This is a genomic window from Rathayibacter sp. AY1F2, from assembly GCF_002930885.1.
In the GTDB taxonomy this organism is placed as follows: Bacteria; Actinomycetota; Actinomycetes; order Actinomycetales; family Microbacteriaceae; genus Rathayibacter.
The window spans coordinates 43,665-56,270 of the sequence record NZ_PSVG01000006.1; the positions used below are offsets into that span (position 1 = coordinate 43,665).

The window sequence follows — 12,606 nt, forward strand, 5'->3', positions numbered from 1 at the left end:
GGACCGCGCCTGAGCTGAGCGGGGCAGAGCGGGACGGGACGGGGCAGAGCGCCTCAGCCCATCGCGCGCAGCTGGGCGGCGAAGAGGTGCAGCGAGCGGTCGACCTCGGGCAGCGCCGGCGTCCGGTTGAGGTGCCCGTGGGGCATGCCGGCGGCCAGGTGCCCGGTCACGGAGACGCCCGCCTCCGCGAGCTGGCGCAGGAGCAGCTCGGCCGACCCCCGCAGCTCGTCGTACTCGTTCACGAGGACCGTGACCGGAGGCAGACCCGCCAGCGGCGCGGAGCCGGGCAGCGCCTCGACGGGGAGGTCGGAGGTCCGCCCGAGGTAGGTGCGCACCATGCCCTCGATGCTCGACGGAGGAAAGCGGAGGACGGGCGGCAGCTCGCGCAGCTCGGCCGCGATCGCGTCGTCGACGGCGGGGTTGGGGAAGTGGGCGAAGGGGTAGGCCAGGAGCACGTGCTCCGGCAGCCGCGCACCGGCGTCGCGCTCGCGGAGGACCGCACCGAGGGCCAGGGCCGCTCCCGCGCTCGCGCCGCCGATCGCGACGGGTGTGGATCCGGACTCCGTGCTGCGGAGGTGCCGCCAGGCGGCGTGCACGTCGTCGAGCGGGACGGGGTAGCGGACGTCGGGGCCGGCGAGCCGGTAGTCGACGGAGACGACCCGGGCCCGCGCCCGGTGGGCGAGCTCCGCCGCGACGACGTGCGACTCGCGCATGTCGATGCTCCCGGCGGCGAACCCTCCTCCGTGCACCCAGAGCAGAGCGCGCTCGGGTGCGGCGGGCGAGTACACGCGCAGCGGGACCGGTCCGTGCGGGCCGGACGCGGTCTCCGTGACGACGTCGATCCCCTCGGGCAGCGACCAGGGCCCCGGATCCTCCTCGAAGGCGGCCATGCGGGCGGCCTGCTCGGCGTCGAGCGGATACGCGAGGCCGGCCAGGAGGGGCAGCCGGGCGGCGAGGTACGGATCGAGCGGCATCGGCGCCTCCTGCGGGGTCGGGGTCGCGGACCACGCTAGCCCGGCCGCGGGTCCTCGAGCGGCGCCTGCTCAGCCGCGTCGCTGCAGGAGCATCACGCCGTCCAGGAGCACGGCTGCCGTGCCGTCGGGAGCGGTCACGGCGCGCTCCCTCGTCTCGACGAGCTCCGCGGTCCACTCGGCGGGGTCGAGGGCCAGCTCGGCGAGCTCCTCCTCGGGGCCGACGAGGTGCATCGCTCCGTGGCGGTGGTCGTCGCCGCTCGCTGACGGCGGGGGTGCGGCGTGCGAGACGACGGCGAGGCGGCCGCCGGGAGCGACGACGGAGGCCGCCCGCCGCAGCACGTCGATCCGCGGGAACTCGGCCATCGAGTGCAGGAAGCTCGCCGTCACCAGATCGAACTCCCCCACGACCGGCCAGTCCTCGGCGAGGTCGGCCTGCACGAAGTCCACGTCGGCGCCCCGCTCGGCCGCGGCCGCGCGCGCCCGGCCCAGCGCCGTCTCGGAGAGGTCGAGCCCGGTCACGCGCCAGCCGAGCGACGCCAGCCACAGCGCGTCCGCCCCCTCGCCGGCGCCGAGGTCGAGGGCGCGGCCCGGCGGCAGCGAGCCGACCAGCCCGACCAGCGTCGCGTTCGGCCGGCCCGACCAGATCCGATCGGAGTCGGCGTAGCGCGCCTCCCACTGCTCGCGTGCGGTGCTCATGCTGCTCCTCGTCCCCGGGGCGCAGAGGCACCCGCGTCGAGGATGCCGCGCCGCCGCTCCGGCCGCCAGCCGTCGTGCCGAACCGGCACGGGCACCCGTCCCGCGGACGACACGGCCGGACGGAGCCGCGGCGCCGCGCGGACCCGCCGGACGCACTTCCCCGACACGCCCCGCGCCGATTAGCGTCGGTGCATGGCCCTCCGACTCGAAGAGATCATCGTCGACTGCACCGACTTCCGGACCCTCGGGCACTGGTGGCAGGAGGCCCTCGGCTGGGACGTCGTCGACGAGGACGAGGACGGCATCGAGCTGCTCGCCCCATCGGGCCGCGGGCCGAGCCTGCTCTTCCTCGACGTGCCCGAGCGCAAGACCGTGAAGAACCGCCTGCACCTGGATTTCGTGCCGGACGACCAGGAGGCGGAGGTCGCGCGGCTGGTCGGCCTGGGGGCGACGCGGTCCGACATCGGGCAGGGCGAGCAGTCCTGGGTCGTGCTCGCCGACCCGGAGGGCAACGAGTTCTGCATCCTCTCGGCGCGGGAGTGAGAGCGCTTCCACGTTCCGGGACGGTTGTCGGGAAAGCGCTTCCATGCGCACGCATCGAAAAAGATTCTGAAATGTCAAGGGTAGAACGATCGTTCTCGACTCCCTAGCATCGCCTCCGACGCGTTTCCCGACCGGGAGCGCGCGGAGCCGAGGAGTCACCGTGACCACCTACGACAGACCCGTCGCCGCCGTCGGCATGACGCAGTCGCAGCAGCAGGGCGAACTGCTCGCCGGCCGCGCCCTCGAGAACCGCGCCCTCGGCCTCTACGCGTACGCCTACCGCCTCACGCTGTCGGACTCCGCGGCGAGCGCCGCCCTCCGCCACGCGGCGGTCACCGTCCGCAGCGGACGGCCGCAGGGACTCGACGACACGGGCGCCCTCGACCTGATGCGCTCCGAGGTCGGGCGCGCGAGCGTGCAGCGCGGCGGCTCCGCGATGGAGCGCGCCGAGCAGGCCCCCGCGGCGATCCGCGAGGACGACCTGCTGCGCTCGGGCTTCCACCGCCGCCTGCACGCCCTGCCGACGCTCGAGCGCCAGGCCTGGCTGCTCCGGCACACCGGCGGCCACGACGTCGACGCGATCGCGGCGATGCTGCACGAGCCGGCGGAGCGCATCCGCTCGGCCCTCGCCTCGGCCGCCCGCACGCTGGTCGAGGGCGAGCTGGCCGAGAGCGAGTCCGCGGAGTAGCGCGGCACGAGGTGCCCGAGAGACGCCGGGTCCAGCCGGCGGCGCCCCTCAGGCGTCTGGGACCCGGCCGCGACTCGGCGCGACCGGGAGGACGGGGTCAGTCGAGGTAGTCGATGTCGTCCCACGGCTGGTGGACGTCACCGGTGTCGCGGTCGTCGTCCGGCACCTCGAGCTCCTCGAAGATCACCGGAACACCCGTCGAGATCAGGACGCTGACCTGGCGGTTGCCCACGATCACGAAGTCGACGAGGCCTCCTCCGGCCTGCGTCGCCTCGGTCGCCGACCGCTTCAGCTCGGCGACGTCGGTCCCCTGGGACAGCCCGTAGGTCTTGCCCTCGATGGTGACGGTGGTGCGGATCATGTGGCGCTGCTGCTCCTCGGCTCGATGGGTTCAGCGTACGAATCGCGACAGAGCGCTGCCAGGCCTTGCGGTGGACGCCCGCGGCTGCCACGGGTGAAGGGGCCGGCTGAGGCGAGCGGCGTCCGGAGCCGAGGCCGGAAGCAGCGTGACGGGCCGCTCGGGCGGATCCGCCGCTCCTGACCTCGGTTCCGGACACCGGGCGGCGGAGTCAACCGGGCGCGCTCCACGGAGCTCCCGCCGTAGCGTGGAACCTGTCCGCACGTTCCGCATCCAGCGACAAGGAGGATCCGATGACCGAGAAGAACACTCCCGAGGACCCGCAGACCACCGACCCCGAGCACGTCGACCCCGAGACGGCCACCGACCCCGAGGGCGACCCGGTCGAGAACCCGTCGGGCTGACGCCCGCACCGGAACGGCCCGCGGCCACCGGGACACCGCTGAAAAGGCGGAGTCCCGGGGGTCGCGGGCCGTTCCCGTGTCCGGCGCCGCCATACTGACGGAGTGCAGGCCGAGGACGACGAGCGCAGGGATCTCGAGCGGATCCTGTCGGCCCGACCCCGCGACGACGGCGCCGACCGGGACGAGCGGCGCGAGGCGCTGCGACGGCTCGGCGAGCTGGAGGCGGAGGACGCGCCTCCCGGAGTGACGCGGTCCGGCGCGCGGACCGGCGCCGCGCCGTCTGGAGCGCAGCCGGGCGCGGCGCATCCCGGGACGGCGATCGACTCGCGTCTCCCCCTGCCGGCGACCGCACTTCCGCTGTCGGCGACCGCCGGCTCCGGGACTCCGGAGTCGCCCGCCGAGCACCCCGACCGGCCGGCCCCGCGGACGCCGCACCCCCGCCGCCGCCTCGTGCTCGCCGCCGCGATCGTCGGCGGAGCCGCGGTCGGCGCGATCGTCCCCACCGCGCTCCTCCTCCCTCCGCCCGCGGACCCCGTCGCCCCGCCGACCGCCTCCGCGGATCCCGCCGACCGCTTCGCCGCGCTCGTCGAGGGCTGGGAGCCGACCACCGACGTCCCGCCGGGCCTCGCCCTGCTCGCCGGGGAGGCCGTCGTCTACGGCTCCGGGTTCGACACCGCCGAGAACGACCGCCTGCTGATCACCGAGCCGAACGGCACCACGGTGTGCCTCGCCGTGCAGCGCCCGGACGCGTCCTTCTTCGCCGGCTGCACCGGCTCGGAGGCGTTCTTCGCCGGGGAGCCCCTCCGGGTCAGCGGCACGACGCTCCGCAGCGGCGCCCCGGTGTACACGCAGATCCTGCTCCGCCCGGACGGGACGATCGAGGGCGGCTACCAGCTGGTGCCGGAGTCGCCGCAGCCCGAGGCGGCGGAGTCCGGAACGGTGGAGTCCGGGTCGGTGGAGTCCGGGTCGGCGGACCCCGCGACCAGCGAGCCCTGAACCGCCGAGCCCGCGACCAGCGAGCCGTGAGCCTGCGACCAGCGAGCCTCTAGGCGCGCGTCGCCTCCGCCGCGTCCGCGATCACCTCGGCCGCGGACGCCGTCCGCTCCCACACCGCGCGCTGCAGCTCGGCGCCCGTGCCCCGCGCCAGGACCCGCTCGACGCCGCACACCGCGACCTCCTCGTCGCCCGACTCCGCCAGCGCCCGACCCGCGTGGTCGAGCAGGCGTGCCAGTACCGCGGAGGCGGGGGCCGGGCAGCCGTCGACCGGATCGATGAGGTCGCCGGTCGTGCCGTGGCGGCTCGCCAGCCACGAGGAGACGGCGATCACCGGAGTCGGCAGCGGCACGGGCGGGACCCCGGCGCCCGCGTCGCGCACGGCCGTCTCGGCGAGCGCCCGGATCAGGACGGCGATCAGCGCCGAGTCCTCGGCGTGCAGCGGGACGTCGGCGATGCGCACCTCGACGGTCGGGTGCGCACGGGAGAGACGGGCGTCGAAGTAGAGCATGCCCTCGTCCAGCAGCACGCCGCAGGAGGTGAGGGAGGCGACGACGCTCCGGTACTGCTCGACGTCGCCCCAGATGCCGACCGGGCCGGCGGTGGGCCAGCGCCCCCACGACTGGTAGCGCCAGCTGGCGAACCCGGTGTCGACACCGGCGCTCAGCGGGGAGTTGGTGCTCAGGGCGAGGAGGGCGGGCAGCCAGCCGCGCAGCCGGTCGAGGACCGCGATCCCCTCCTCCGGCGACCCGATCCCGACATGGACGTGCAGGCCGCAGGTGAACTGCTCGCGGGCGACGAGGCCGAAGCGCTCGGCCATCCGGTCGTAGCGCTCGTCGGCCGAGAGGTGCGGCTCGAACGCGGCGGGGCTGGTCGCGACCGCGACGGCGCGGGCACCGACCTCGCGGGCGGAGTCGTCGGCCAGGCGGCGGCCCTCGCGCAGTCCGGCCAGCAGCGCGTCGTACGTGCGGGCGGGCGAGCCGACCGCCTCGATCTGCTCCGCCTTGAGCTCGGCGGCCAGGGCGACCGCAGCGGAGCCGCGCACGGAGCCGAGCAGCAGCGGCGCCGCGGGCGTCGGGAGGAACGTGCCGGCGTCGACGAGGAGGTACTCCTCCTCCACCCCGAAGGTGCGGGCGCTCATCGGAGCGCCTTCCGCTCGAGTCCCCCGCCGCAGCCCACCCGGTCATCCCACCGTGCCGGGCGCCCGCCGAGCAACCGTCCTCGGCCGATGTTCAGCGTCGGGACGCCCGCGACGCCGGTCCGCGGGCGGGCTGTCAAGGCCGGGTGCAGCGGGGCGCGGAGCGGCAGGATCGGAGCACACCCAGAACCGGAGGTCCCCGTGCCCGACAGCACTCCCGAGCAGGCCGAGTACGACGTCGCCGTCATCGGCGCAGGACCCGCGGGGACGGCCGCCGCCCTCCGCGCCGCTGAGCTGGGAGCGCGCGTCGTCGTGCTCGAGGCCGCGCGCGTCGGCGGCACCTGCGTCAACACCGGCTGCGTGCCCACCCGCGTCCTCGCGAAGACGGCGCGGATGATGCGCGAGACCCGCTCCGCCGGCGACTACGGGATCGAGATCGGCACTCCCGTCCTCGACTGGGCCGCGACCGTGCGCCACGTGCACGAGCGCGTCGACCTGGTGCGCTCGATCAAGCGCGAGGCGCAGCGGTTCGAGGAGGCGGGGGTCGACCTGATCCACGAGGGCCGCGCCCGCTTCGTCGACGAGAGCACCCTCGTGCTCGACAGCGGGCGGCGGATCCGCGCGCGCTCGATCATGGTCTGCGTCGGCGGGCACTCGCGGCGGCTGCCGATCCCGGGCGCCGAGCTCGCGACCGTGCCGGAGGACGTGCTCGGGCTGACCGAGCTGCCGCGCCGCGTCGCCGTGATCGGCGGCGGCAACACGGGCGCCCAGCTCGTCACCGTCTTCAACGCCTTCGGCTCCGAGGTGACGCTCCTCGACGTCGCCCCGCGGATCCTGATGACCTCCGACTCCAGCATCTCCGAGCACGTCGGCGCCGCCTTCGAGCGCCAGGGCGTCCGCGTCCGCACCGGGATCGAGACGGTGTCGGGCATCGAGCGGCAGGACGACGGCTCGCTCGCGATCGCGTGGCGCGAGGGCGGCGAGGACCGCACGGCCGAGGTCGACGTGGTGATCATGGCCACCGGCTGGCCCGCCGACGTCGAGGACCTCGGACTCGAGAACGCGGGCATCGAGGTCGTCCGCTCGGCGATCCCCGCCGACCAGTACTTCCGCACCGTCGTGCCGCACATCTTCGCGGTCGGCGACGCGAACGGGCGCGACATGCTCGTCCAGGCGGCGCAGTTCGAGGCGGAGGCCGCCGCCGAGAACGCGGTGCTCGGCGCGAACCGGCGCACGCCCCAGTTCCTCCTGCCCGCGGGCGGATTCACGGACCCTGACTACGCGGGCGTCGGCTTCACGCAGGAGCAGGCCCGCGAGCGCGACCCGCAGTGCGTCGTCGCCTCGGTGCCGTTCTCCAATTTGGACCGCGCCGTCATCGACGACCGCGAGAACGGGTTCCTCACGCTGATCGCCGACCGGCGCCGCGAGCTGCTGCTCGGTGCGCACGCGGTCGGCGAGAACGCGATCGAGGTCGTGCAGTCGGTGACCACGGCGATGGCGGCCGGAGTCGACCTCGCGACCCTCGCGAACGTCCGCTTCGCCTACCCCACCTACAGCGCGGTGATCGGGATGGCGGCGCGCGCCCTGCTGGCCGAGCCGGCGCGCCCGACCGAGCTGGACTGACGCGCTACCCGATCCCCGGAGGCGGCGCCAGCCCCGAACCGGCGGCCCGCCGCCTCCGAACAACTGGAGACGGGCACTCCGCCCGCCCCGCCGAGAGGAACCCCTGTGCCGATCCCCGCTGTCGACTACAACCACGTCCGACTCACCGTCCGCGACATCGCCGTCTCGCGCCCCTTCTACGACTCCGTCTTCGGCTTCGACGTCGCCTTCGAGGCGCCGCCGGCCGACGCGTCGCCGGAGGAGAAGGAGCAGCTGGCGTTCGTGTTCGGCGGCGTGATCTACCAGTTCCCGGGCGGACTGCTCGGCCTGCGCCCCGTCGCGCCCGGCGACGACCGCTTCGACGAGGACCGGGTCGGGCTCGACCACGTCAGCTTCACCGTCCCCGACCTCGACGCGCTGAAGGCCGCCGCGGCCGTGCTCGACGACCTCGGCATCGCCCACGAGCCGATCAAGGACGCCGGCGGCATGAGCCTCCTCGAGTTCCGCGACCCCGACAACATCGCGCTCGAGATCACGTCCCCGAGCTGATCGGAGCAGCGCGCGTATCGAGATCTCCACGCACGAACGGGCAGGTCTCGATACGCCGCTTCGGGCTACTCGACCAGCAGAAGTCCCCGACATGCTGATCGAGTAGCGCGCTCAGCGCGCGTCTCGAGATCCTCGCGAACCCACGGAGCGCGGACTACGGACGACGTCGACGGTACGGAGTCGTCGTCGACACCCGGACCAGGCCCGCGCGCTCCAGGATGGGCCGCGAGTACTCGGTCGAGTCGCTGTGCACGAGGGTCTTCCCGAGTGCCTGTGCGGAGGCGGCGCGGGCGGCCGTGACCAGGCCGTAGAGCCCGCGTCCGCGGTACTCCGGCAGCGTCGCTCCGCCCCAGATGCCGGCGAAGGCGGTGCCCGGGACGGGCTCGAGCCGGCCGCCGGACGCCATGCGCCCGTCGACCTCGGCGACCCACAGCTCCATGCCGTCGCCGCGCGCCAGGCGGGCGACGAGCGAATCGGCGATCGACACGTCGACCTCCTCCTCGAAGGCGGCGTCGATCATGGCGCTGAACGCGCGGACGTCCGGCTCGTCGACGACCCGCCGCAGGACGACCCCCTCCGGGACCGGCCGGTCCGAGAGCAGTGCCTCGACCGGGCCGATCATGATCGATTCGGCCTCGTCCGGCGCGAAGCCGTTCGCGACGAGCGCGTCGTGCAGGCCGGGGGCCTCGTCGTGGCCGCGGGTCTTCCACTCGACGCGGGTGATGCCGGGATCGGCGTCGAAGTGCGCGCAGGCCGCGGCGACCAGGCGGGCGATCTCCGCGGAGGAGGCGCCGGCGAGGTCGCGGTAGGTGACGAAGCCGCGTCCGCCGGCGAAGGTCACCAGACGCAGAGGCCCCTCGCGCGTCACGGAGACGGCGCTCGGGGTCTCGGCGTCGGAGCGGAGCTGGTCGTCGTAGGCGCGGAGGTAGTCGGAGCTCATCGCCCCGACGCTACCCCCGGACCCGGGCGATCAGGTCCTGGATGAAGGGGATGACGTCCTTCGCCTGGTCGACGCTGGCGAATCCGGTCGCGACGAGCGGCCAGATCGAGCCGATGAGCGTCGCGATCACGGCGGCCACCGCGGCGACCCAGGCGAGGGCCGCGTTGCGGGAGAGGAACGCGACCGCGAGGCAGGCCAGGCCGACCGCGTAGCTGAGGACGATCGAGAGGACGATCGCGCCGACCGGGACGTCGAGCGCCCCGGCCGTGGTGCCGTCCGCCGCGCCGATCAGCCCGAGGACGGGCAGCAGCACGGCGACGACGACCACGAACGAGAGCACGACGCCCGTGCCGAGCGCGATCCAGGCCGCACGCGGCCTGCGTCGCGCGCCGTACGAGCGGGTGCGCACGGGACTACTCCCGACCGGCGGCGGACGACGCGCGGTCGTCCTCGGAGCGGTGGGCGTCGGCGTCGTCGGACGCGGCGTCGCGATCGGCCGCGGCCTCGTCGCGCTCGACGTGCTCGGACTCCTCCGCCGGAGCGACCTCGACGGTCGCGGTGCGGGGGTCGCCGTCGTCGTCCACCGGCTCGACCTGGACGCGGACCACGAACTCCGCGGTCTCGACGACGGCCGGGGCCGCGTGGGTCTCGACGCGGGGGTCGTCCTCGTCGCGCTCGGCGGCGCGCTCGGCGTCGGCCGTCTTCTGGGCGGCTGCGCGCTCGTCGCGCTCGTCGGCCGCACGGTCCATCGCGTCAGCGGCGTCGTCGGCGGCGTCCGCCAGACGTCCGCGGGCGGAGTCGACGGCACCGGAGACGGCGTCGCGAGCGTTCCCGGCGGCCTCCTTGGCGGAGTCGCGGGCGTCGGACGCGGCGCGCTTGGCGGTGTCGACGAGCGGCTCCTCGTCCTCCTCCGGCTTCTCGATCGGGTCGAACGGGCCGTGGACGTCGGTCGCCTCGACGTTGACGACGACGTGGCCGCCGGCGACCGGCTCCGCCACGCGCTGCACCTGATCGCGCACGGCGTCCAGGACCTCGCGGACGGGGTGGGGGTACTCGACGACGAGGTCGATGTCGACGGTGGTGACGCCGTCGGCCTTCGAGACCGTTACTCCAGGGACGGTGCTGGTGCCCAGCACGCGGCGGGAGGCGCGGTCGAGGCCGCGGGCGACGGCTCCACCGAGGTGGTGGACGCCGGACACGCGCTGGGCGCTCTCGCCGGCGGCGGTCGCGACCCGGCTCTCTGTCGACTCGGGCTCGGACGGCTTCCCGTCGCGGCGGGCGGACTCGCGCCGGCTCTGCTCGTTCGGGGTCGGCTGCTCATCGGTGCGGATGAGCTCGACGGTGCCGGGCTCCATCGGATCGGACATGGGGTGCTCCTTCAGAAAGACTTCCATCCCGCCTGAGCGGGGCTCTCCGGCCCTCCCGATCGGGAGGGCCGGACGGTGGTGCCGGCGGCTACTGCACGCGGGCGGTGCCGCTCATCTTCGTCCGCAGACCACTGACGATCTGGATGACGACGGGCGTCTCCTCGCCGAGGAGGGCGTCCCACTGGCGGACGGCCTGGTCGACCGTCTGCCGGGTGCGGGCGGGCGAGGCGCCGCGGCGGGTGTGCGCGGTGACGCGCAGCACCTTCTGGTGCTTGATCTCGAACGCGGTCACGTCGACCGCGACGATGGACGGCTCCTGCGACAGGGCCTCCTCGAGGACCTGCTCGGCGACCTTCGCGTCGATGGTGACGGAGCCGCCCGTGGGCGTCCCCGCTCCCTCTCCCGAGCCGACGCGCAGCAGCGTGGAGGTGCGGCCGCGGCCCTGGCGCACGATGAAGCGCACCAGCAGCAGGATGAGGACGAGCGCGACGACCGCGATGACCCAGAGGATCCACGGGGTGCCGCCCGAGAGGGCCTGGCTCGTGGGGTCGGCCGCGTCCTGCGCGGCGGTGGACACGTTCTCCTGCACCTGCGGGAGCAGCGACCCCACCGCGACGGCGCCGCCGGCGAGGAGGAGGACGAGGCCCACGACGAACAGGAGCAGCCGGTTGAGGAATCGGTTCGTGGTGGTCATCAGCGGACCGTTCCCTTCTCGGACAGGCGCACCTTGGAGCGCAGGCGCGGGGTGCAGTCGAACGTGGCGAGCTCGGCGTCGACGGCCTCGCGGATCGGCGTGACGTCGATGCTGCGGCCGGAGGTGCGGGAGACCGTCACGTCGACGACGCGGGATCCGACCGACACCGACACGTTGTCGGGGTCGACGTCACCGGCGTAGCCGGCGGTGCGCGCGACGGCCTGCGCGATGACGCGGTCGTCGACGATCGCCGCGGTGCGGTCGGTGCTGACGGCGCGACGGCCGCGGCGGCCGGGCTTGAGCGACACGACGATCAGGACGAGCCCGATCAGCGCGAGCACGGCGCCGGCGGCGGCGGTCAGCGCGATGGGCGCCGCGGCCGCGTTGAGCAGCGAGGACGCTCCGTCCTGCGGGGCCACGAGCAGCGCGGGCTGGCCGAGGACGGCGAGGACCGCCTCCGTGCCCAGCCACGCGAACAGGAGGATGAGCAGGACGGCGAGGACGATCGCCGATCCGGAGCGGGACGAGTGCGTCTCGCGCCGCACCAGGCGCGGGTAGAGCGCCCGGCCGGCAGTGGTGGGAGTCGTCACGACACCCTCCTTCGTTCTCGGAGGTCGGCACCGGTGATCCGGAGGTCGACCCGGCCGATCGTGGAGCCCGTCAGTTCTAGGCAGCGCGAGCGGATGGTCGTCTGCGCCCGGCTGAGTCGGTCCAGCAGCGTCCCGGAGGAGCGGCGGCCCGTCTCGCCCAGGGGCGTGACGTGGATGGGGGCGTGCGCGACGACGTGGAGGCGTCCTCCCTCGTCGTCGAGCTCGACGGACACATCGGACGAGTCCACGTCCAGCGCCTCCGCGGTGACGGCCGACACGACTCGGCGCACGGCGCGCGAGCTGATCGTCGTGCGGCCGTGGCTGGCCTCGTCGGCCATCACCGCCGCGGTCACGAAGACCGCCGCCCGCGGAGGGTGTCGCCGAGGGAGCGCAGGTCGAGCTTGCCCTCGACGACCCGCCCGACGCCGTAGCCGATCGCCATGGCGAGGGCGACCCAGAGGAGCGCCCAGAAGCCGAAGACGAGAGCGGTCAGCGCGAGGACCGCGCCGAGGACCAGGCCGATGTGGGACGGAGTCACTTGACGCGGCTCTCGGTCTCGTCGTCCTTGTCGTCCGAGGGGATGAAGACGTCGGAGATGGTGACGTTGACCTCGGCGACCTCCATGCCGACGACCGAGGAGATGGCCTCGGAGACGGCGGAGCGGATGCTGTCGGCGAGCTTCTGCAGCGCGACGGGGTACTCGGCGACGACGGTGATGTCGGCGGCGACCTGCTTCTCGCCGACCTCGACGGAGATGCCCTGGCCGCGGTCCTGCGCGTTGATCGCGTTGCGGATGGCGCCGATGGCGCGGGCGGCGCCGTTGCCCAGGTCGTGCACGCCGGGGACCTCGCGGGCCGCGATGCCGGCGACCTTCTCGACGACGCCGTCGGCGATCGTGTTCTTGCCGGCCGAGGTGGCGGTGCCGTGCTTGGCCGAGGAGGCGTTGGCGAGGCTGGTGGGGGTGACGTTGGTCATGATCTTCTCCAGATGGTCAGAGGTCGTGGCCGGGGCCGCGGTGCTCACGATCCGTGGCACATGATGAAGACGTGGCCCGGGGCTCGGACGTCCCG

17 protein-coding genes are annotated in these 12,606 nt (G+C 74.3%); 5 read left to right on the forward strand and 12 right to left on the reverse strand.

What is annotated here, in order from left to right; genetic code table 11:
- Positions 1-53: 53 nt before the first annotated feature.
- Together C5C54_RS06615 and C5C54_RS06620 are read right to left on the reverse strand one after the other, a co-directional pair.
- Positions 54-974: an alpha/beta fold hydrolase gene (locus C5C54_RS06615; RefSeq protein ID WP_104288002.1), complete on the reverse strand. Its 921-nt coding sequence runs from the start codon at positions 972-974 to the stop codon at positions 54-56.
- A 69-nt stretch (positions 975-1,043) separates the two neighbouring features.
- Positions 1,044-1,670 (reverse strand): class I SAM-dependent methyltransferase, encoded by a 627-nt coding sequence (locus C5C54_RS06620; RefSeq protein ID WP_104288003.1) that lies wholly within the window; start codon positions 1,668-1,670, stop codon positions 1,044-1,046.
- Between the two features lie 192 nt (positions 1,671-1,862).
- Between C5C54_RS06620 and C5C54_RS06625 the strand changes: the two genes are divergently transcribed.
- Positions 1,863-2,213: a VOC family protein gene (locus tag C5C54_RS06625; protein WP_104260527.1), complete on the forward strand. Its 351-nt coding sequence runs from the start codon at positions 1,863-1,865 to the stop codon at positions 2,211-2,213.
- Between the two features lie 160 nt (positions 2,214-2,373).
- A complete protein-coding gene (locus C5C54_RS06630) occupies positions 2,374-2,901 on the forward strand; it encodes a hypothetical protein (protein ID WP_104288004.1) in 528 nt (175 codons plus the stop codon).
- A gap of 97 nt (positions 2,902-2,998) precedes the next feature.
- On the opposite strand, the gene C5C54_RS06635 is transcribed toward C5C54_RS06630, so the two are convergent.
- Complete coding sequence (locus tag C5C54_RS06635) at positions 2,999-3,262, reverse strand: hypothetical protein (RefSeq protein ID WP_104224053.1); 264 nt, start codon at positions 3,260-3,262, stop codon at positions 2,999-3,001.
- Positions 3,263-3,765: 503 nt separating this feature from the next.
- Here C5C54_RS06635 and C5C54_RS17580 point away from each other — a divergent pair.
- Positions 3,766-4,659, forward strand: coding sequence for a hypothetical protein (locus C5C54_RS17580; protein WP_146078798.1), 894 nt, complete (start codon positions 3,766-3,768; stop codon positions 4,657-4,659).
- Positions 4,660-4,708: 49 nt separating this feature from the next.
- On the opposite strand, the gene C5C54_RS06645 is transcribed toward C5C54_RS17580, so the two are convergent.
- A complete protein-coding gene (locus C5C54_RS06645; protein WP_104288005.1) occupies positions 4,709-5,797 on the reverse strand; it encodes a glutamate--cysteine ligase in 1,089 nt (362 codons plus the stop codon).
- 198 nt (positions 5,798-5,995) lie between these two features.
- On the opposite strand from C5C54_RS06645, the gene C5C54_RS06650 reads away from it, so the two are divergent.
- A complete protein-coding gene (locus C5C54_RS06650) occupies positions 5,996-7,417 on the forward strand; it encodes an NAD(P)/FAD-dependent oxidoreductase (RefSeq protein WP_258063244.1) in 1,422 nt (473 codons plus the stop codon).
- Positions 7,418-7,522: 105 nt separating this feature from the next.
- Positions 7,523-7,945 (forward strand): VOC family protein, encoded by a 423-nt coding sequence (locus C5C54_RS06655; RefSeq protein ID WP_104223996.1) that lies wholly within the window; start codon positions 7,523-7,525, stop codon positions 7,943-7,945.
- Positions 7,946-8,099: 154 nt separating this feature from the next.
- Here the strand turns inward: C5C54_RS06655 and C5C54_RS06660 are convergent, their stop codons facing one another.
- The 8 genes from C5C54_RS06660 to C5C54_RS06695 all read right to left on the reverse strand — a co-directional run bounded on the left by C5C54_RS06660 (position 8,100) and on the right by C5C54_RS06695 (position 12,511).
- A complete protein-coding gene (locus tag C5C54_RS06660; RefSeq protein ID WP_104247234.1) occupies positions 8,100-8,885 on the reverse strand; it encodes a GNAT family N-acetyltransferase in 786 nt (261 codons plus the stop codon).
- 10 nt (positions 8,886-8,895) lie between these two features.
- Complete coding sequence (locus C5C54_RS06665) at positions 8,896-9,294, reverse strand: hypothetical protein (RefSeq protein WP_104247233.1); 399 nt, start codon at positions 9,292-9,294, stop codon at positions 8,896-8,898.
- A 4-nt stretch (positions 9,295-9,298) separates the two neighbouring features.
- Positions 9,299-10,252 (reverse strand): Asp23/Gls24 family envelope stress response protein, encoded by a 954-nt coding sequence (locus C5C54_RS06670; RefSeq protein WP_181027147.1) that lies wholly within the window; start codon positions 10,250-10,252, stop codon positions 9,299-9,301.
- 88 nt (positions 10,253-10,340) lie between these two features.
- Complete coding sequence (locus C5C54_RS06675) at positions 10,341-10,946, reverse strand: hypothetical protein (RefSeq protein WP_104238125.1); 606 nt, start codon at positions 10,944-10,946, stop codon at positions 10,341-10,343.
- The gene (locus tag C5C54_RS06680; RefSeq protein WP_104225847.1) at positions 10,946-11,536 is read right to left on the reverse strand and encodes a DUF6286 domain-containing protein; all 591 of its coding nucleotides are present in this window, start codon (positions 11,534-11,536) and stop codon (positions 10,946-10,948) included. The genes C5C54_RS06675 and C5C54_RS06680 overlap by 1 nt, the downstream gene beginning before the upstream one ends.
- On the reverse strand, positions 11,533-11,889 hold the full coding sequence (locus tag C5C54_RS06685) for a hypothetical protein (protein WP_258063245.1): 357 nt from the start codon (positions 11,887-11,889) through the stop codon (positions 11,533-11,535). The genes C5C54_RS06680 and C5C54_RS06685 overlap by 4 nt, the downstream gene beginning before the upstream one ends.
- Positions 11,886-12,074 (reverse strand): DUF2273 domain-containing protein, encoded by a 189-nt coding sequence (locus C5C54_RS06690; protein WP_104223990.1) that lies wholly within the window; start codon positions 12,072-12,074, stop codon positions 11,886-11,888. The genes C5C54_RS06685 and C5C54_RS06690 overlap by 4 nt, the downstream gene beginning before the upstream one ends.
- The gene (locus C5C54_RS06695; protein WP_104223989.1) at positions 12,071-12,511 is read right to left on the reverse strand and encodes an Asp23/Gls24 family envelope stress response protein; all 441 of its coding nucleotides are present in this window, start codon (positions 12,509-12,511) and stop codon (positions 12,071-12,073) included. Before C5C54_RS06695 ends, C5C54_RS06690 begins: the two co-directional genes overlap by 4 nt.
- Positions 12,512-12,606: the final 95 nt, after the last annotated feature.

Coding starts and splice junctions, on each gene's coding strand:
- C5C54_RS06615 (WP_104288002.1), bottom strand. CDS start 974: ATGCCGCTCGATCCGTACCTCGCCGCCCGGCTGCCCCTCCTGGCCGGC.
- C5C54_RS06620 (WP_104288003.1), bottom strand. CDS start 1,670: ATGAGCACCGCACGCGAGCAGTGGGAGGCGCGCTACGCCGACTCCGAT.
- C5C54_RS06625 (WP_104260527.1), top strand. CDS start 1,863: ATGGCCCTCCGACTCGAAGAGATCATCGTCGACTGCACCGACTTCCGG.
- C5C54_RS06635 (WP_104224053.1), bottom strand. CDS start 3,262: ATGATCCGCACCACCGTCACCATCGAGGGCAAGACCTACGGGCTGTCC.
- C5C54_RS06645 (WP_104288005.1), bottom strand. CDS start 5,797: ATGAGCGCCCGCACCTTCGGGGTGGAGGAGGAGTACCTCCTCGTCGAC.
- C5C54_RS06660 (WP_104247234.1), bottom strand. CDS start 8,885: ATGAGCTCCGACTACCTCCGCGCCTACGACGACCAGCTCCGCTCCGAC.
- C5C54_RS06670 (WP_181027147.1), bottom strand. CDS start 10,252: ATGTCCGATCCGATGGAGCCCGGCACCGTCGAGCTCATCCGCACCGAT.
- C5C54_RS06675 (WP_104238125.1), bottom strand. CDS start 10,946: ATGACCACCACGAACCGATTCCTCAACCGGCTGCTCCTGTTCGTCGTG.
- C5C54_RS06695 (WP_104223989.1), bottom strand. CDS start 12,511: ATGACCAACGTCACCCCCACCAGCCTCGCCAACGCCTCCTCGGCCAAG.